Below are 17,995 nucleotides of genomic sequence, written 5' to 3'. Positions count from 1 at the left end.
ACAGCGGGGCAAATCTTTTGCCCCTGTTCTGCTTTGGAGTAACTAGCGCCTATGGGAATGCGAGCTGTGGAGGAGGGAGACCTGTATCATGAAAAAGACAGCAAAAATCGGTCTGTGGTTTAACAGGCAGTCGGCGGAATACTTCTGGGGGCACGGCCAGGACCTGTTTCAGCTATATGTGGAGGAGGTGCTTGGTCATGCTGGCATTCCTTATGCAAGGTTTGATGACGCCGAAACCCTTGAGTCATATGAACCCGATATCATCGTCGTACTGCATCCGGGAGAGAAGGAAGAGGACCTGAATTGTCTGGAGCAGTGGGCCCGCCGAGGAGCGACGCTCATCAGTTACGGCGGATTGAACCGCATGGCCGGCCGGCTGGGCTGTACCCGGTTTGCCATCCGGGATGCGGTGTATGGGGACCTGTCAGGGCTAAGCTATGCGCAAGGCATACCGGTTTTAAGGGCGGTAAGCAGCGATCCGTGGATGGTGTCAGAGAAATCCGACATCCCGGTTCAAGCGGATGGCGTTCTGCGCCGGCTCCGTAAAGCTGGTGCCGAGGCAGCCGCAGCCGTTCTGGAGTTTCCGCTAGGTGCAGGCCGGCTGATCCGCTGGAATGTGGACATCCCCGCGAATATCGTTCTGCTTCAGCAGGGCGGCGGGCCTGTCGTCCAGGACGGCATCCCCGCACCGGACGGTACGGGAGGGGTGGACGAAGGCATTTTGAAGGCCGATGACCGGTGTGAGATGGACTGGGATGAGGACCGCTCGGTGACGGAGACCGGGATGCCATACTTTGATACGCCGCATGCAGACTGGTGGCGCGAGGTGATTGTCCGTCAGCTGATGGAGGAAGCAGATGCGCTGGGAATGACGCTTCCGTTTCTGGACTATTGGCCGGAAGGCGTCAATCAGGTGGCCATGATCTCGCACGACAGCGACTTCAACATAGAGGAGGCGGCCCAAACGACCCTGAGCGTGCTTCAGGATAACGGCGTCCGCTCGACCTGGTGCATGATCGAACCGGGTTATTCCCCGTCGCTCTACAAAGAAATTCAGGCTGCCGGGCATGAGCTGGCATTTCACTACAATGCTTTGGAGCAGGAGAAGGGGATATGGAGCGCCGAGGAATTTGCCCGTCAACTGAACGTAATCCGGAGCACCAGCGGCGCGCCGATCATTTCGAACAAGAACCACTATACCCGCTTTGAGGGCTGGGGAGAGCTCTATGAATGGTGCGAGCAGAACGGCATCGAAGCGGATCAAACTAGAGGGCCGAGCAAAAAAGGAAATGTCGGCTTTCCGTTCGGTACCAGCCATCCGTATTACCCGATCGCTCGTTCGGATGACCGCAACCGGCTATACCGGGTGCTGCAGATCGGCTTTCTGACCCAGGACCTGGAGCATCCCACGCTTTCGGATGCGTCGGTGATTGCCCCGTTTCTCGAAAAGGTGGCGGAAGTCCGCGGCGTCGCCCATTTTCTGTTTCACCAGCAGCACATCCATCATCTAGGGAACGTCCGGCATGCGTTTTCGCTAGCGGTCGAAACCGCGAAGCGGCTCGGTTATGCGTTCTGGACGAGCGAGGAGATCACCCGCTGGGAGCAGGCCAGACGAGCTGCGGTGCTCCGGGTAGGCGCAGACGGCACCCTCATCACCGAGAATCTTCCGCAGGGAGCGGTCGTGCGCCAGCCGTTGGCTGCGGAGGCGGACCCGTCAGCTTCGCAGACGGACATTCGCTTTGGGCGGCCGTGTGCGGAAGTTGCGAGCATGATGAAAGCAGCAGCCGAATAACGGCAATGAGGAGGAATCAGACAGTGGAAGCGTTAGCGATTCATGGGGGAGCGCCGGTCAAGACCGGTCCTTTTGGCACAGGCAAAAGATTCGGGGAAGAGGAGGCCGCGCATCTGCTCGAAGCGCTGGAGCAGAACACGTTGTTTTATCATTTCGGCACCAAGGTTAAACACTTTTTGACCGATTTCAATGCGATGTACGGCCGGGAATACAGTGTAGCGACATCCTCCGGCACCGCGGCGATTCATGTCGCGCTGGGTGCGGCAGGGGTCTCCGTAGGGGACGAGGTCATTACAAGCCCGATTACGGACCAGGGAACGCTGATCGGCATTCTGTACCAGAATGCGGTCCCCGTGTTTGCCGATCTGGAGCCGTACACTTATAATCTGAATCCGGCCTCGATCGAAGCCTGCATTACGCCGAGAACAAAAGCGATCCTAGTCGTCCATCTGGCGGGATATCCGTGCGATATGGACCCGATCATGGAGATCGCGGAAAAGCATGGCATCAAGGTCATTGAGGATTGCGCACAGGCTTATCTGACCCGGTATAAGGGCAGGCTGGCCGGCACCATTGGCGATTATGGCTGTTTCAGCACGAACGATTTCAAGCATATCTCCACCGGGGACGGGGGCATGGTGCTAATCAATTCGGGAGTGCGAGAGGATTACGAAACCGCTCACGCCTTCGCGGACAAAAACTACCGCCGTCTCGGCACCACGGTTGACCGGGGAACCAGCTATATTGCGCCGAATTACCGGATGACCGAGCTTCAGGGAGCCGTCGGTATCGCCCAGCTCAAGAAGCTGCCCTGGATTTGCGGGCGGCGTCAGCAATACGGCGACCGGCTCAATGAAGGATTGCAGGGAATCCAGGGCGTCATTCCGCCGCAGGTCGACCCGGAGCATGACTGTACATACTGGTTCTACATGCTGCGCCTTGATCTGGGCAAACTGACGTGCAGCCGCGAAGAGTTTTGCAGGGCGCTGGAGGCTGAGGGGATCCCCAACCGTGCCGGCTATATCCCGCAGGTATGCTATTTGCAGCCGCTGTTCCAGAACCGGCAGGCTTATCCGGGGAGCCATTTTCCGTTTGACGGCAGCAGCGTCTCTTATGAGCAAGGCCGTTGTCCTGTCGCGGAGGCGATATTAGATACGGCGGTGCAGATTCCGATGAACGAATTCTACTCGCCCGAGGATATTGAGCATATCATTCAGGCGGTTGCCAAGGTGGGCGCCTATTATGCGAAAAGCCATGAATAATACGGAAGAAGTGAACGTCAGCAAGGCAACGGGGACGATGGGGGCTTTTGAGCGGATCGGCGTACCCGTTGATGTCGACGAGAGCAGATCCGCGGCGGTGTGCCGAAGAGCCGACGGGACCGAGCGCATCGTAATCGCAGCCCGGGGATATGTGCTGATCGCGGATCCGGGAACAGGAAACAGCACCCAGCTTTATTTTCCAGAAGGTGAGGGCCAGTATCCGTTTGCGTCGATCAGTGATTCCCGGGGATGGTTCTATACGGGAGCAGGCCGTTATTTTTACGTTATCGATCCGTTCACCCCGGCTTTTGTGGGGCAGCACCGGGTACCTGAAGGGGAAGAGGGAGCCGGCTTTGCATTTGCCTTGAATGAAAATGGTCGGGTCTACGCAACAACTTATCCGGGAAGCTATCTGATTGAGCTCGATGCTTCGTCAAACTCCTCGCGTACCTTATGCAGGCTGGATGCCGAGAGGAAGTATGCCATGACGCTCGCCTGCGGAAGCGGGGGGAAGGTCTATGCCGGACTGGGCACGACGTCGCCGGCCATCGCCTGCTTTCATAAGGAATCCGGAGTGTTGGAGACCGTACTGGAGGGGCCGCCGAATACGACGGGCAGCGGTGCCGTTCACCAAGGCTGCGACGGCGCCGTTTACGGCTGGCTGCCATCCGGGGAGAACGGAGCCGGCATATGGTACCTGCTGGGCGAGCAGGGGGCAGAGCAGGTGGCGGCAGAGGAGGTTAACCCGTCCCTGTATAAGGGGGCAGGATACAACAAGCTGCACCGGGACCTTGACGCCGGTCGAGTGCTGCTGAAATGGCAGCTGTCCGACAGGCTGATCGAAATCATGGAAGCGGACGGAAGCCTGAGCCGGCTTCCGCTTGCCTACAAGGGAGGCGGAACGTCACTCTCCCCGCTGTACGGAGGTCCGGACGGCATTCTATACGGCACTTCCAATCACCCGCTTCATCTGTTCACGTACGATACCGCAGCCGGGCGTCTGACCGATTGGGGCGGCGATATCGTGGAGCGGGGAGGCGGCGGCAATATTGCCGCTTATGCGGCTCAAGGCAGCATCATCGTGGGTGCGGCTTATGCCGGCGGCCTGGTCCATTTGCTGGATACGACGAAAGAATGGTGCACGGAACAAGGACCTCATCGGAATCCCCCGCTGATCTATGAAAATGCCGCCATCCACAGGCCGAGATGCGCAGTCGCGCATCCGGACGGCCGCCATGTGTTGTACGGCGGCTTTCCCGGTTATGGTGCGGCCGGCGGCGGGCTCGGCATCGTGGATGTGCTGACCGGGCAAGTGGAGATGCTGGAGAACCGGGAAATGGTCAGCGGGCAGAGTACGATTTCGCTTGCCGTGCTGCCGGATGGCAAGGTATTCGGTGGCACCAGCATCGAGACGCCCGGCGGCGGGATCAGCATAGCCGAGGAAGCGGCGATGTATGAGTTGAATTGGCCTGCCCGTCAAGTGATTCGGCGCTGGGTACCGGTTCCGGGAGCCAGGGAAATCGCTCAGCTGATTTCCGGCGCTAACGGTCTTCTCTATGGCATGACCTCGGAATCGGTGTTCTTTGTTTACGATGCAGGACTGCAAAAGATCATTCATTGCTGCGATCTATCCTCCTGGGGCGGTATTGTCCGGCAGGGACTGCTCATGATCGAGCGCAAGGGGCATCCATTCCTTCTGGGTCTGCTGAGCGGGGCGTTGTTCACCGTAAATACAGTAAGTATGCAGCCGGAGCTGCTGGAAGTGCTTCCGGTCGAAGCGACCAGCGGAATCGCCTGCCTGAACGGAGACGTGTATTTCGGTTCCGGTGCTGAGCTGTGGCGGTATCGGATGGAAGAGGAGGGTGATTACTTATATGACTCGCTTTAATGGGGAAATTGTGCCGCTGTTAGAGGGAATCCATACTCTTGAGGCCTGGATGGAGAAGGAGTCCAGGCTGAAAGCACGCTGGCTGCAGCTGCTGGGGGAGCCCCCGGAGCCGGTTGATTATAAGCCGAGAGCCGTCGCAGACAGCGGGGGCTTTCGGGTGGTTTCCGTGCATGAGGAAGAAGATCACACTAGACACGCGATCATGTACGAATCGCCGGACGGGGATTCGATCCCGGCTTATCTGTTGCTCCCTTCAGGAACGCCTGCTGCAGGAGGATTCCCCGCTGTACTTGCCCTTCACCCGACAACCGAGAATGGAAAAGACGATGTATGTCTGGCTTCCGGACGGGCGAACCGGCAGTATGGTCTAGAGCTGGTACAGCGCGGCTTTGCCGTGCTGGCTCCGGACTCCATCACGTTCGGTGACCGAATCTATGAAGGGGAAGCGCCGTTTCAAACGGCTTCATTCTATCAACGGCACCCTGCATGGACCTCAGTCGGTAAAATGCTCTCCGATCACATGGCGGGGGTCGACGTGCTGTCCTCGCTGCCACAGGTAAATCCACGCCGGATCGGCGTCATCGGCCACTCGCTTGGCGGCTATAACGGCTGGTTTCTGGCGGGAATGGATAAACGCATCAAGGCCGTCGTCTCGAGCTGCGGATTTACGATGTTCCGCGGTGATCCGGACCCGAACCGCTGGGGCCTTAGGGAATGGTTTTCCCATATCCCATCCATTACGGACACCCTGAGCAACGGCTCCCTCCCGTTTGAGTGGCATGAAATCGCGGCGCTTGCAGCTCCGGTGCCGATGTTGATGTGGTCCGGAACGCGAGACCCGATTTTTCCGAACTGGAGAGAGATTGTCGCGGGACTGGGGGAGCTGGATGGTTTGTATGATTTTTTGGGTGCTTCATCTGCTTTCGAGTGCTGGATCGGTCATGAAGGGCACGACTTTCCGCCGGATATCCGGCAGCGAGCCTATGCTTTTCTTGAAAAACAGCTTGCGGAGTAAAATATATACGCGTTCTTTATCCGGAGTGCATGGAATCCTGATGTCCCTCATGATATACTGATTTTTATAGACATGTATAGGAGCGGTATATATTGTTGCGTAGAAGAAATGAATTTCATGAGCGTTATGAACGCTTTGTCCAGGAATTAAGGAATGAAATCGTTGCCGGTGTTCTTCAGCCGGGTGAATTTATTTTGCCGGAAAACACGCTTAGCCAGAAATATGAAATGAGCCGGGTATCGATCCGGAAGGCGCTGGATGAGCTGGTGAACGAAGGATTGATCGAGAAAATCGCGGGCAAGGGCAACCGGGTGAAGGTGCCGGATGAGGACAGAACGCCTGTCGTGCTGAGACTCGCCTGGTTCTCTTCCTCCTATGAGATTCCGATTATCGAAAAAATGATCGAGGCGTTCGAGCGGAAGCATCCGTTCGTTCAGGTGGAGATGGTGCTGTATTCCGAGGATTTCTACACCGAAACCATCATCCGGTCCATTGAGGACGGTCAAGGGCCTGACCTGTTTATAATGTCGGATCAGCATTTCCGGGAATGGACCGAAAGCGGGCGCACGAATCTGCTGACAGGGTATGTTCCTCCCCGTCTGATGGAGGAAGGGGTCAGCTATCCGCGGGTCTTCGAGCTGTTCAATCATGAAGGCGGCATGCTCGCGGCGCCGTTTGTGTTCTCGCCGGTAGTCATCTGTTATAACCGTTCGATCTTCCGTCAGCACGGCCTGTCTCACCCTGTCAGTCTTGTCGACTGGCAGGAGCTGCTGGAGGCGGCCAAAGCCAGCACATCGGCCCCGAACGAAGACGGAATGACGGATCATTACGGCTTCTGCTTCTCTTCGTCCCCCAACCGCTGGCCGGTCTTCCTGCTTCAAAATGACGGCAGCATCATGGCTGCGGACCGCAGCCGGAGCACGATGGCGGACGAACGGAACATCGAAGCGCTGGAGTTTTGCGTATCGCTGATGTACAAGGAGCATGTGTCGCCGATCTTTTCCCATGGCAGCAGCCATTTAGCCGAAAGCCTGTTTATGAAGGAACGGTTGCGATGATCATGTCCACTTATTATTTCATGAATGAATTCCGCGACCATTCCATCGACTGGGACGTGATGACCTTGCCGAAAGGGACCAAACCCGCCACTATACTGCTAGGCGGGGGTCTGTCGATCAACGCTGCGAGCAGTCATCGGAATATCGCCGAAAAACTCGTGGATTTTATGACGGGCGAGGAAGCACAGAAACTGCTAAAACAGTACGGTTGCACCATTCCGGTGTTGCGGTCTGTTGCCGAGGATGACAGCCTGCTGAATCCGGACATTCATCCGCAGCACTATAACCGTTATCTCGAGGTACTGCCGCATGCTTATCCGCTGCATATCCTTAACATGAACCAATCTGAAATATTGACGCTGCTGGATGAACTGAATCTGCTGTGGGCCGGCATGGAAACCCCCGCGGATACGTGCACTCGGATCGAGCAACTCTTCAACTCCCGGCTGGGCTTGAAGGGCGCCGGTACCGGGATGGAGAAATGACGAATCGGTAAAGAAGAGCACCTTCAGGAGAACGAAGCCATGTCGTAAGAGATGGAGACGGTCTTGAAGGTGTTTTTATGTTGGCAGCAAGATGCATCTATCCGTTAGAAATTGCCGACATGTTCATTTGAAAGGACCTTTTCAAGAATATTTATCGACCATTTTAAGCAAATAATTGCGAAACTCCTCCACGTATGATTTCGGTTCTACGATTTCTAGATTTGTACCGAAACTTGCTAAAAATTGAAATCCAATAGGGTTCTGAGGAATTTGGATGGTAGCCAGGTAATACTCAGAACTGTGGCTTTCAATACTCTTTCGACCGTACCTTTCAATAAACTGATCTTTTATGCCGGGCGCAATCAACGCTTTAATGGCGACTAGTTGCGGCTGATAACTGGCAGCGTCTTGTTCTAATGCATAATCTCTCGGGTTAAAGGCTTCTTCATTCATATTGAGATTATCGATCCTGGATAATTTAAATGTTCTATAGCTCTGGCGATGTAAACAGAATCCCTTCAAATACCAACTCGTTTCGCTAAAATGAAGCTGATACGGCTCGACGATTCGATTCGTTATCATGCCATTTTTATCTATATAATCAAATGAAATCAACTTTTTCCCTATGATCGATTCTTGGCATGTCTTCAAGGTTTGAAGAATTTCGGACCGACCCTCCCAATCATAAAATGATAGACGGACCGAACCTTTCAGTGACATGGGGTGAACCATGGCCTCCATTTTTTTAATCGTGATTTCAACTTCCTCGCTAATTAGAATTTGTTCCAATCCGCCGAGCGCAGTCAATATATTTTCTAAGTCGGAGCTGTTTAAAAGTCGCTTATCCACCTTGTATTCGTCCATAATACCGTATCCGCCATGAATTCCATGAACAGAATAGATGGGAATGTTGGATAAACTCAGTGTTTCCATATCGCGAAGAATCGTTCTTTTTGAAACGTTAAATAATTGTGCGAATTCTTTTGTTGAAACAATATCTTTTTTCAGCAGTATCATGATAATGGATATTAATCTCTCAACCTTCTCCATAGCTGTCCCTCTTTTGATACAAATTTTTGAATGGTGACATGCGTCTGTCACCACTAATAAATTATACTTCATTTATCAAAAGAAGGAGGTACAACTTTATGTCAGCTATTGCATATTTGAACTTTGATGGAATCGCCGAAGAAGCGATTGAATTTTATTCGGAGGCTTTACAGGCGAACGAGGTAAAAAAAGTGAAATTCAAGGATTTTCCGCAGGATCCAAACTATCCATTGCCAGACAATGAGCTTAATATGATCATGGAGTCCTCGGTTGAATTTGCAGGCGGAAAAATCATGATGTCGGATATTTTGCCTTCGATGAAGCAGGTAACGGGTGAGTTGGTGAAAGGAAACAACATACTTATTAGTCTAGTCATGGAGGATCAACAAGCATTGGAAGAATACTTTAACCAATTGTCTGTTGGCGGCCATGTTGTGATGCCATTATCCAATACTCCTTGGTCTTCGTGCTTTGGTTTGCTGGTTGATAAATTCGGAGTTGCCTGGAAATTTAATCGTGACGCAGATCGCTTCCTTGACAAAGTCATTTCAAACAAACAGTAACGCATTTTAAAACATGGCCTTCCAAAGAAAGGCCATGTTTTGATACTCTCATTAGAAAGGAGGAGGATGGGTATTAGCTATGAAAATTGAGCATGTCATTCCAGCAAAAACGAGAGAGGATTTAAGGATTTGGCTGCAGAACCATGGCAAGACCGAGAAGTCTTGCTGGGTCTTGGTTAATATGACGCCAACTCCTGATATGTTGTTATATTTGGACGTCGTTGAGGAAGCTTTATGCTTTGGATGGATTGACGGCATTAAAAAGAAAATGTCCGAAACCGAGCTGGCCCAGAGACTGTCTCCTAGAAGTAAAAAAAGCTCCTGGACCGAATTGAATAAAGAACGTGTCCGCCGCCTCGAAAAGTTGGGCTTCATGAGTGACGAAGGCAGAAGAGTTCTTCCTGACATGGATCCCGGTTCTTTCAGAATAGATGGGATGATAGAACAAAGGCTAAAGGAGGAAAAACTAGTATTTGAGAATTTCGTGGCATTTCCGGATCTTTATAAAAGAGTTCGGATTGATACAATACAAAGCTATAAGAATCAGCCGGAATTATTCAAGAGCAGATTAGACAAATTCATATCCAACACAAGAGAAAACAAAATGTACGGTCAATGGAACGATCATGGCCGTCTGCTAGATTATTAATATTTTCCTCCAAACTGAGCATTTCAAATTCATTCCATTTAAAATCAGTATCGGAGCGATTATTGTATTCATCCTCGCAAAGAAACCAGGTCTTCTCATCAGGTGTGATGCATCGTTTTACAATACTTAAAAATTCCAAATAATCATTAGGGATTTCCTTATATTTGTGGTTATCGTCCAACCTTTGTCTTCAGCCCAAATCATAAATTCATTTATTTTGTCATTCATGGTCCACTTTCTCCCAACGTATTCACTCCAATTTCTTATAGGCTCTGATTATTATTCTAGTCAGACTTTTCCATATCCTTCTGAAACTCAAAGTGCATTCCATATTTCGATGAGTATCGAATAGAACTCGGTTTATACTATATACAAAAGTACGCCAGTCGATAATAGATGGGGAGAGGTATGGTATGGACATGACAAAACAGCTTGAAAAGCTTACCGCCTTTAAAAAGCTTCACTCTAATTTCTTTATTTTGCCCAATGCATGGGATGCTGCAAGCGCGAAAACTTTCGAGAAGTGCGGCTTCAAGGCCATTGGCACGACAAGTGCCGGCATAGCGGTTTCCCAAGGGTACGCGGATCGGAATATGCCCTTCGACAGGATGCTGGATACGGTCCGCAGGATCGTGCAAACCGTGGATATTCCGGTTACCGTGGATATGGAAGACGGGTATGGACAGACGCCTGATGAAGCCGCAGAATCGGTAAAGCAGGTGATCAAGGCAGGCGCGACGGGGATTAACATTGAAGACAGCAGCATGGATCGACAAGCGCCGCTGCATGATATTTTGCTCCAGCAGAACAAATTAGCCGTGATCCGAGGGCTGGGGAATGCCATGGGGTATCCTCTCTTTATCAATGCACGTATCGATGCTTACTGGATCAAGTCTATGCCGCCTGCAGGGAGGCTTGAAGAGACGATCAAACGGGCCTATGCCTACCAGGAAGCCGGGGCAGATTGTATTTTTGTCCCCGGAATCCAGGAAATCTCCGACATCCAAACACTGCGCCATGAAATAAGCTGTCCGATAAATGTATTGGCCGGGCCGGGAATGCCTTCTGCAAATGAACTTGAAGCGCTAGGGATTCAGCGTATCAGCACCGGCTCAGGACCTTTTCGCGCCGCAATATCCCTTCAGCATCGCATGGGCCATGAAATTTTGGAGGAGGGAACTTTTGAGCACATGACTTTAGGAGTCCTTTCTTACGACGATTTATCGGAAAATAGCAATCAACGGAGATAGCGTCTGCGCAGATCCTCATTCCCGCAACGCTATGCTGCCGGTGAATTGGTGGTGATGGAGAACAGTTAAAATGTATCCCTGGAGAGTGGGCTTGCCCCACTCCTTTTTTTATGGGCAGGGATTATAATCCATCGTGACAGTGAAAAGTTTGGATGGAGGGGGGAGTGAACGTCAGAAAGCGGGCTGCTTGCTTCCGATAAAATGTTAGCGCCTTCACAAAAAACCAAGCAAGAATACAACCGGGAGAACAGAAGCTGCGGTGCCTTATTATCGTGTGGCAGATGAATAATCTTGAGGAGGTATTTATGCTTACCATTACAAGAAAAGCAGTTAGTTTGTTGGTCGTGCTTGCCGTAATGATCACAGGATTCTCACCCCGAACTGCGGACGCTGTAGAAATCGATAGCTATTCAATTTCTTCAATGGATATGACGGATGCCGCTGATCCGGCATCTTTGGCACAGACCGCCGCTGCTCCGGCCACGATACAAAATTACCCGATGCCATCCATCTATACCGCATCCAGCGTGTTTTCGTTGAAAGCGAATAACGAAGCGATTCCTGTAATCAGTTATCTGGCTGATTATGATTATGCTCAATTTTCCTTTTCCGGCACGGTCCGTATCGAAGTTACCAACAATGTGCCGATTACATCATACTCCATCAGTCCTCAGGCTAAAAATATCGAAGGCACGGTCAACGGGAACAAGCTAACGTTCTATCTTTCATCCTCTACCTATGTCATCGTGAAAATCAATGACCAGAGGAAGAAGATTGTTATCGCAGCAGATCCCTTGGAGACGGATATTCCCCCGTCCACAGGTGCCGGGATTTATAATGTGACGCAGTCGCCATACCACGCGGATAACACGGGTACAACGCTGGCATCGGGTGCGATTCAGCAGGCGATCGATGACGCCCATCAAGCCGGCGGCGGCGTTGTATTCATTCCGGCCGGTGTTTATAAGAGCGGGAACCTGACATTAAAAAGCAACGTAACCTTTTACCTGGCCGGCGGCGCCGTCATTGTCGGCACGGGCAAGGGGGAAGACTACGTGATTGATTTTCGCAAGGATTCACGAAACGCGGATGGAACGTATTTTATTCGTACTGCCGTAGATTCCACCAATATTACGATACGGGGACGGGGAACCATTGATGGAAAAGGCATTGCGATGCGAGAGCGAAAGATGCCGGCGCCGAATAAGAATGAAGGGTTCCTCAATAACCTGCTCGTTCCGATCGCAACATCCAATTTTACTTTTGACGGTCTAATATTGCGGGATGGCGGTTTTTGGTCGTTTATGGTGGTACGTTCCGACAATGTGACCATAAACAATCTTAAGGGATTCCAGGATTTATACAAAATCGAGAATGACGTTATCGATATCAATGAGAGTCAGAACGTGCTTGTTCAACATTCGATTGCCATCTCGGATGACGACACGTATTCCACTAAAACCTGGCTGCAGACGGGGATGTCCAAAGACTGGCCGGGCGAGCTTGAACATTTGGAGAATGTGGTCTTTGATGACGCTTTTGCATGGACAAGATGCGCGGCTTTCAAGATTGGCATGGGTGTAGCCCAGCCGCAAATCGGCGTAACCATCCGAAATTCGTATGTGTATCAAAGCGCCCGAGCATTGCTTATTGATCATGGATACCAACTGAATACCCTCCCGGAGGAAGGTTACGCCCAAAATATTACGTTTGAAAATATCGACATCGAACGCGTCGGCATCAATCAATTCGGGAACTATTGGCTTGGAGTGTCCACCAGCACTTCCGGCGATGTAAGCAATGTTGTAGTCAAGAACATCAATGTTCGCGAGACCGGCACCCAGAAATCCAGAATTTCCGGGAATGCCACGAAAGGCGGAAGGGTTAACGGCGTCACGTTCACGGATGTTTATGTTGGAGGCAAGCTTGCAACAAACCTGGACGACTTGAATGTTACCGTTAATAACAATGTATATGGTATCGTTTTTGCCAATTCCAAGCCGCCGCTATTTAGCGACAATTTCGAAGACGGAAATACGGCGGGGTGGACGTCGATGTCCGGCGGCTGGACCGTCCCGACAGTCGGCACGAATCATGTGCTGTCCAGCGGGAATCAGACAACCACCTCCCTGATTACCGCTAATAGCGGGGGTTCATGGACGGATTACGTTTATGAAGCCAGATTAAGAATGCCCATCACCAATGCCAACGCGGGCATGGTCTTCAGGGTGCAGGATGCAAACAATTATTATATGTATCGCATTCATTCATCGAATCAACAGCTGGAGTTGTTCAAATCCGTAAATGGACAGCTGACGCTAGTAAACAGTACGCCGTTCACGGCCATTGAGAAACAGTGGTATAAGGTTAAGGCGGTTATGCAAGGGAACACGATTTCCTGTTACGTGGATGGAGAATTAAAGATGGAATGGACCAATCCTGTAACCGAATTGACGGCTGGGGGGATCGGATTCCGGACCACCTCGGCGGGCGTCCATTTTGACGATGTCGTGGTTAGTCTCCTCAATAAAGCGCCTGAGGAGATTGCTCTTTCACACAACAGTGTTATTGAAAACACGACGGCGGGAGGTATGGTCGGAAGCTTTTCCACCAGCGACCCTGATGCGGAAGAAACATTTGCTTATATGCTGATAGCAGGGGCAGGGGATGTGGACAACGACAGCTTCACCATTTCGGACAATAAGTTGTTTCTAGCCGTAACGCCTGATTACGAAGCCAAGGATAGCTACAGCATCCGGGTGAGGAGTACAGACTCAGGCGGACTGTATGTTGAGAAGTCCTTTACGATCCATGTCATGGACGTGAATGAACCTCCCGTGAATCCGGATCCTACGGTCATCCGATTCAGCGACGATTTCGAAGATGGAAATGCCGGAGGATGGACGTCTGTTTCAGGTTCCTGGGATGTAACAACTGACGGCACAAAAGCCTTGATTCAGAATCAAGCTGCTGCTGCAGTCATTGCTGCTGGCGATTCGTGGACGGATTATACGTATGAAGCCAAAGCGAAAATGCCCATCACCAATGCCAACGCAGGCATTCTCTTTAGGGTACAGGATGCGGGTAATTTCTATATGTTCCGAATCCATTCCGCAGCCCAAAAGCTGGAGTTGTACAAATCCGTGGACAACGTCATGACTCTTGTATCCAGTACCCCGTTTACAGCTCAGGCGAACCAGTGGTATACGATGAAGGCTTCCATTGATGGGAACACAATAAAAGGTTATGTGGATGGAGAATTAAAAGTGGAATGGACCAATCCCGAGACGGAATTGACTGCAGGAAAAATAGGATTTCGGACCACTTCGGCAGGCGTCGCTTTTGATGATGCCGTGGTACTGGCATCTGGTCCGATCTAACTAGTACGGCATCCCGTACCATGTCAATAAGAGCCGATCCACAGGTCGAACATCGTTAATGGGATCATACGAAGGAGCTGCCCCTAAAGCCGTGAATGGCTGCTCGGGACAGCTTCGTTTTTTTGCATTGTCGTACAGGGGATGCAGTGACATAATCAAAGAATAGAATTTAACGGAAGGCGTGAAAAGCTTGGAGTATCTCCGCAGGCAATCGTTCCGCAACAAACTCAAGGTCGCTTTTCTGGCTGTCATCGTGCTTTCTGTCCTGATGACCGGAGGATTGTCTTATTATATCTCGGCTGCCACGCTGGAAAAGAATGCGCTGAAGCTCACGCAGGACACGGTGGTCAGGTCAGCACAGATCGTGGATGAGAAGCTGAATAAACTGATGCTGATTATGATGACGTTTATGATCAGCCAGCCTTTCTACGACATGCTGAAGGATGCCGCCTCCGGGGATGCCAGCAGATATTACACGCATCTGAACGATCTTGATAACGTTTTCTCGCAGGCGCGGATTGCCGAGCCGCTTATCCAATCGATCTACGTATTTACGCCGATCGGCGAATTTTATCCTTCGTCCATGAACCGCAATCGGCTCACCGCATTCGAGGACACCGTGCTGTATTCGCGCATCGAACAGGAGAAAAAGAATCTGTGGGTGGAGGGGCATGAGGACATGCTATTCTCCGGCAAGGAACGCGTCATTTCGCTTATTCTGGAGCCGATCTTTGACACGCCGGTCAGCGGTGTCTATATTGTCGTAAATATCCGTGAGGACGGCTTCCGCAAGCTGGTGCAGGGAAACACCGCGGAAGGAGCGTCCAGCTTCTTGCTGAACGCTGATGGAGATACGGTTTACCCCGTGAAGGAACCGCTGGTCAGGCAAGCGGTGGAGACGGGAGATTTGAGCGGCATGATGAACCGCTCGGAGGGAAGTCAGCCTTTTGATCTGGACGGCCAAACCTATCTGCTTAATTATGCCCGTCTCGGCATAGCGGATTGGACGATGACCACCATCCGTTCCCGGGCCGACGTGCTCCAGGACATGGTGTACGTCAAATGGCTGATCGCCGGGGTTACGCTGGCAGCTTTTACTGTCACCACGTTGATTTCGGGCGCATTTTCACGCTATTTGCTAAAGCCGCTGCAAGGGCTTCTGAAGGTGATGAAGCGGGTCGAGAACAACGATCTGACCGCCCGTTTTGAGAGCGGCAGCGGAGATGAACTGGCTCAAGTGGGATTTCGGTTTAACCGGATGCTGGAACAGATTGTGGTGTTGATTGATGAGGTTACGGAAGCGCAGACGCATAAGCGAACTGCTGAGATCAAGGCGCTGTCGGCGCAGATGGACCCGCATTTTCTGTACAACACGCTCAATACCATCTACTGGAAATTGAAATTGAAGCAGATCGAACCGTCGCAGCAAATGGTCATGTCGCTCTCCCGCCTGTTCCAACTCGGGCTGAACAATGGTCAGGAAATTACGACAATGTCGAAAGAGCTGGAGCATGTGCGCCAGTATTTGGAACTGCAGTTAAGCTGCTATGAAGACTTATTCTCTTATGAGATCCATGTACTCGAACCGGAGGTGTCATCGATTTCGATTCCACGCATCATTTTGCAGCCGCTGGTCGAAAACAGCATTTTGCACGGTTTTCGCGACCTGAAGAACGGCGGCCTAATCGAAATCGAAATTAGCGGGGATGAGAAACGCTGGACGATTGCCGTACGCGATAACGGCAGGGGCATGGATGAGGCCCAAGTGCGCGCACTCTTTTGGCTGGAATCGAAAAAGGGATATGCGGTGTCTAATTTGATCCGGCGGCTCCGGCTCTATTATGGGGACGGTGCTGAATTTCACGTAGACAGTGCGCCGGAACGCGGAACCGAAATACGGATTTCTTTACCCAAGAAAGGGGAGCATTTGGATGAGCAATCCTGAAGCGATCAGTCTTTGCATTATCGACGATATTAAGAGCGTGGTGGACGGGTTGACCGCCATGAACTGGGAAGAGCAAGGGATTCGGGTCGCAGGTGTATCGAGCAATGGAGAAGAGGGGCTGAAGCTGATCAGAGAGTTGTGTCCGGATCTGGTTATAACCGATATCCGGATGCCGATCATGGACGGGTTGAGCATGCTGCGTTTGGTTCTGGAAGAGAATCCCGGCTGCAAGGTCATTCTGATCAGCGGCTATGCCGACTTTGAATATGCGCAGCAGGCGGTGCAGCTCGGGGCATTTGATTTTGTGGTGAAGCCCTTCACAGAAGAAGAGATGATGTCGGCTGTGCTGCGAGCCAAAGCAGAGGTTATGGAAGAGAGGTCCAAACGGATAAGTTTGTGGGAAATGGAGAATAAGCTTCGCGAGAGCATGCCGGCGCTGCGGCAGGAATACTTTGGGCTGCTCGTAAGTCACCGCACATCATGGGAAGAGGCATCGGAACGGTGGGATTTTCTGAATATTGAATTGGAGCCGCACGGCTTCGTCGTGATGCTGATTGAAATTGATCGTTTCCGGGAGCAAGTTGCCGAGCTGTCCGTGAAGGAGATGGAGCTGATCCGGTTCTCGCTGTTGAATATTATGCAGGAGACGCTTGCCCATTATGCGCACAGCGTTCTTTTCCGTGCCCGTCATGATCAGTACCTGGCCGTACTGAACGATTCAGGACCGTCCAATCCGATCGAAATTGCCGAGCAGTGCTGCCGGAATATTGAACGTTACACCAAGTTTACGATCTCGGTCGGGGTCGGCGGCAGAGCGGAGGAGATCAGCGGGCTCCCGGATTCTTATCGCCAGGCTCATCGGGCGCTCTCCCATCACTTATTCACTGAAGGCAACGCTGCCATTATGTATGACGATATCCATCAGAGCGGAAGCCAGGAGCCGCTGGCACTGGAGTACAAGGACGAGCTCCTGCTGGCCCTTCGTTCCGGGAATGCTGTCCGGACGGACGCGATTCTGTCCGCGATTTCGGAAGCGCTGCAGAAACGGATCTCCCGGCAAAGTCCGGATTATCTCCTCAGCCTGTACGATGAGTTGGCCGCTTCAGCGATCCGCACGCTTTACGAAATGGTTTCATATTCGGAGATACAGCCGATGATTCAGAAATTCAGAACGGTACAAGGGACGGCGGGGCTGCCGCTGGCCTCTTTGCAGCGTCAACTGCATGCCTTGTGCACGGAGGGAGCCGAGCTGGTTCGCCGAAACAGCGTATCCGAAGGGCAGAAGGTTATTTATCATGCCATAGGCTATATCAAGGGTCGCTTGTCCGAGGATATTACCGTTGGCGAATGTGCAGCGCATGTGCATCTAAGCGCCAGCTATTTTTCCAGCTTATTCAAGCAAGTGACCGGGATGACGGTCACGCAGTTTATCACCTCGGAACGCATTCACAAAGCGAGACAGCTGCTGGTAGAAGGAGCGCAGGTGCAGGAGGTGGCTGCGGCGGTAGGGTATGAGGAGCGCAGATATTTCAGCGAGATGTTCAAGAAGATCACCGGCCAGACACCGTCCGAATTCAGGGCGGGCTATCACATGGACCGGCCGGAGGCGTGAGGCGAGTGCTGCAGGAGACCATAGAATTCTATCCCTTGAGAGTGAA

Annotated in this window: 13 protein-coding genes; 12 read left to right on the top strand and 1 reads right to left on the bottom strand. The window is 51.8% G+C overall.

Annotation, left to right across the window (positions count from 1 at the left end; translation table 11 throughout):
* Positions 1–88: 88 nt before the first annotated feature.
* The 6 genes from RB297_RS05660 to RB297_RS05635 all read left to right on the top strand — a co-directional run bounded on the left by RB297_RS05660 (position 89) and on the right by RB297_RS05635 (position 7,500).
* Positions 89–1,792, top strand: coding sequence for a polysaccharide deacetylase family protein (locus tag RB297_RS05660; protein ID WP_375119997.1), 1,704 nt, complete (start codon positions 89–91; stop codon positions 1,790–1,792).
* 23 nt (positions 1,793–1,815) lie between these two features.
* Entirely contained in the window at positions 1,816–3,054 is a 1,239-nt protein-coding gene (locus tag RB297_RS05655; RefSeq protein ID WP_375119996.1) for a DegT/DnrJ/EryC1/StrS family aminotransferase, read from the top strand.
* A complete protein-coding gene (locus tag RB297_RS05650) occupies positions 3,035–4,942 on the top strand; it encodes an NHL repeat-containing protein (protein WP_375119995.1) in 1,908 nt (635 codons plus the stop codon). The genes RB297_RS05655 and RB297_RS05650 overlap by 20 nt, the downstream gene beginning before the upstream one ends.
* Complete coding sequence (locus tag RB297_RS05645) at positions 4,929–5,957, top strand: alpha/beta hydrolase family protein (RefSeq protein WP_375119994.1); 1,029 nt, start codon at positions 4,929–4,931, stop codon at positions 5,955–5,957. The genes RB297_RS05650 and RB297_RS05645 overlap by 14 nt, the downstream gene beginning before the upstream one ends.
* 92 nt (positions 5,958–6,049) lie before the next feature.
* On the top strand, positions 6,050–7,015 hold the full coding sequence (locus RB297_RS05640) for an extracellular solute-binding protein (protein WP_375119993.1): 966 nt from the start codon (positions 6,050–6,052) through the stop codon (positions 7,013–7,015).
* Positions 7,012–7,500 carry an extracellular solute-binding protein gene (locus RB297_RS05635; RefSeq protein ID WP_375119992.1) on the top strand — a complete coding sequence of 163 codons (489 nt, stop codon included), beginning with the start codon at positions 7,012–7,014 and terminating at the stop codon, positions 7,498–7,500. Before RB297_RS05640 ends, RB297_RS05635 begins: the two co-directional genes overlap by 4 nt.
* Positions 7,501–7,641: 141 nt before the next feature.
* Here RB297_RS05635 and RB297_RS05630 read toward each other — a convergent pair whose 3' ends face one another.
* Positions 7,642–8,550, bottom strand: coding sequence for a helix-turn-helix transcriptional regulator (locus RB297_RS05630; RefSeq protein WP_192571697.1), 909 nt, complete (start codon positions 8,548–8,550; stop codon positions 7,642–7,644).
* A gap of 98 nt (positions 8,551–8,648) precedes the next feature.
* On the opposite strand from RB297_RS05630, the gene RB297_RS05625 reads away from it, so the two are divergent.
* The 6 genes from RB297_RS05625 to RB297_RS05600 all read left to right on the top strand — a co-directional run bounded on the left by RB297_RS05625 (position 8,649) and on the right by RB297_RS05600 (position 17,949).
* Positions 8,649–9,113, top strand: coding sequence for a VOC family protein (locus RB297_RS05625; RefSeq protein ID WP_375119991.1), 465 nt, complete (start codon positions 8,649–8,651; stop codon positions 9,111–9,113).
* A gap of 79 nt (positions 9,114–9,192) precedes the next feature.
* Positions 9,193–9,762 carry a YdeI/OmpD-associated family protein gene (locus RB297_RS05620; RefSeq protein ID WP_375119990.1) on the top strand — a complete coding sequence of 190 codons (570 nt, stop codon included), beginning with the start codon at positions 9,193–9,195 and terminating at the stop codon, positions 9,760–9,762.
* Positions 9,763–10,175: 413 nt separating this feature from the next.
* Positions 10,176–11,012, top strand: coding sequence for an isocitrate lyase/PEP mutase family protein (locus tag RB297_RS05615; RefSeq protein ID WP_375119989.1), 837 nt, complete (start codon positions 10,176–10,178; stop codon positions 11,010–11,012).
* A 305-nt stretch (positions 11,013–11,317) separates the two neighbouring features.
* The gene (locus tag RB297_RS05610) at positions 11,318–14,392 is read left to right on the top strand and encodes a 3-keto-alpha-glucoside-1,2-lyase-like domain-containing protein (RefSeq protein ID WP_375119988.1); all 3,075 of its coding nucleotides are present in this window, start codon (positions 11,318–11,320) and stop codon (positions 14,390–14,392) included.
* A 190-nt stretch (positions 14,393–14,582) separates the two neighbouring features.
* On the top strand, positions 14,583–16,337 hold the full coding sequence (locus tag RB297_RS05605) for a cache domain-containing sensor histidine kinase (RefSeq protein WP_375119987.1): 1,755 nt from the start codon (positions 14,583–14,585) through the stop codon (positions 16,335–16,337).
* Complete coding sequence (locus RB297_RS05600) at positions 16,324–17,949, top strand: response regulator (protein WP_375119986.1); 1,626 nt, start codon at positions 16,324–16,326, stop codon at positions 17,947–17,949. The genes RB297_RS05605 and RB297_RS05600 overlap by 14 nt, the downstream gene beginning before the upstream one ends.
* The last annotated feature ends 46 nt before the right edge of the window (positions 17,950–17,995 follow it).

It is taken from the genome of Paenibacillus sp. CR_12, from assembly GCF_041953985.1.
Classification (GTDB): Bacteria; Bacillota; Bacilli; order Paenibacillales; family Paenibacillaceae; genus Paenibacillus_AQ; species Paenibacillus_AQ lautus_A.
This window is presented reverse-complemented; position numbering and strand designations above follow the sequence as displayed.

What these genes read in the sequence shown, in the direction of transcription:
- RB297_RS05620 (WP_375119990.1), top strand. Translation starts at nt 9,193, where the DNA reads ATGAAAATTGAGCATGTCATTCCAGCAAAAACGAGAGAGGATTTAAGG.
- RB297_RS05645 (WP_375119994.1), top strand. Translation starts at nt 4,929, where the DNA reads ATGACTCGCTTTAATGGGGAAATTGTGCCGCTGTTAGAGGGAATCCAT.
- RB297_RS05610 (WP_375119988.1), top strand. Translation starts at nt 11,318, where the DNA reads ATGCTTACCATTACAAGAAAAGCAGTTAGTTTGTTGGTCGTGCTTGCC.
- RB297_RS05650 (WP_375119995.1), top strand. Translation starts at nt 3,035, where the DNA reads ATGCGAAAAGCCATGAATAATACGGAAGAAGTGAACGTCAGCAAGGCA.
- RB297_RS05630 (WP_192571697.1), bottom strand. Translation starts at nt 8,550, where the DNA reads ATGGAGAAGGTTGAGAGATTAATATCCATTATCATGATACTGCTGAAA.
- RB297_RS05600 (WP_375119986.1), top strand. Translation starts at nt 16,324, where the DNA reads ATGAGCAATCCTGAAGCGATCAGTCTTTGCATTATCGACGATATTAAG.
- RB297_RS05660 (WP_375119997.1), top strand. Translation starts at nt 89, where the DNA reads ATGAAAAAGACAGCAAAAATCGGTCTGTGGTTTAACAGGCAGTCGGCG.
- RB297_RS05625 (WP_375119991.1), top strand. Translation starts at nt 8,649, where the DNA reads ATGTCAGCTATTGCATATTTGAACTTTGATGGAATCGCCGAAGAAGCG.
- RB297_RS05615 (WP_375119989.1), top strand. Translation starts at nt 10,176, where the DNA reads ATGGACATGACAAAACAGCTTGAAAAGCTTACCGCCTTTAAAAAGCTT.
- RB297_RS05635 (WP_375119992.1), top strand. Translation starts at nt 7,012, where the DNA reads ATGATCATGTCCACTTATTATTTCATGAATGAATTCCGCGACCATTCC.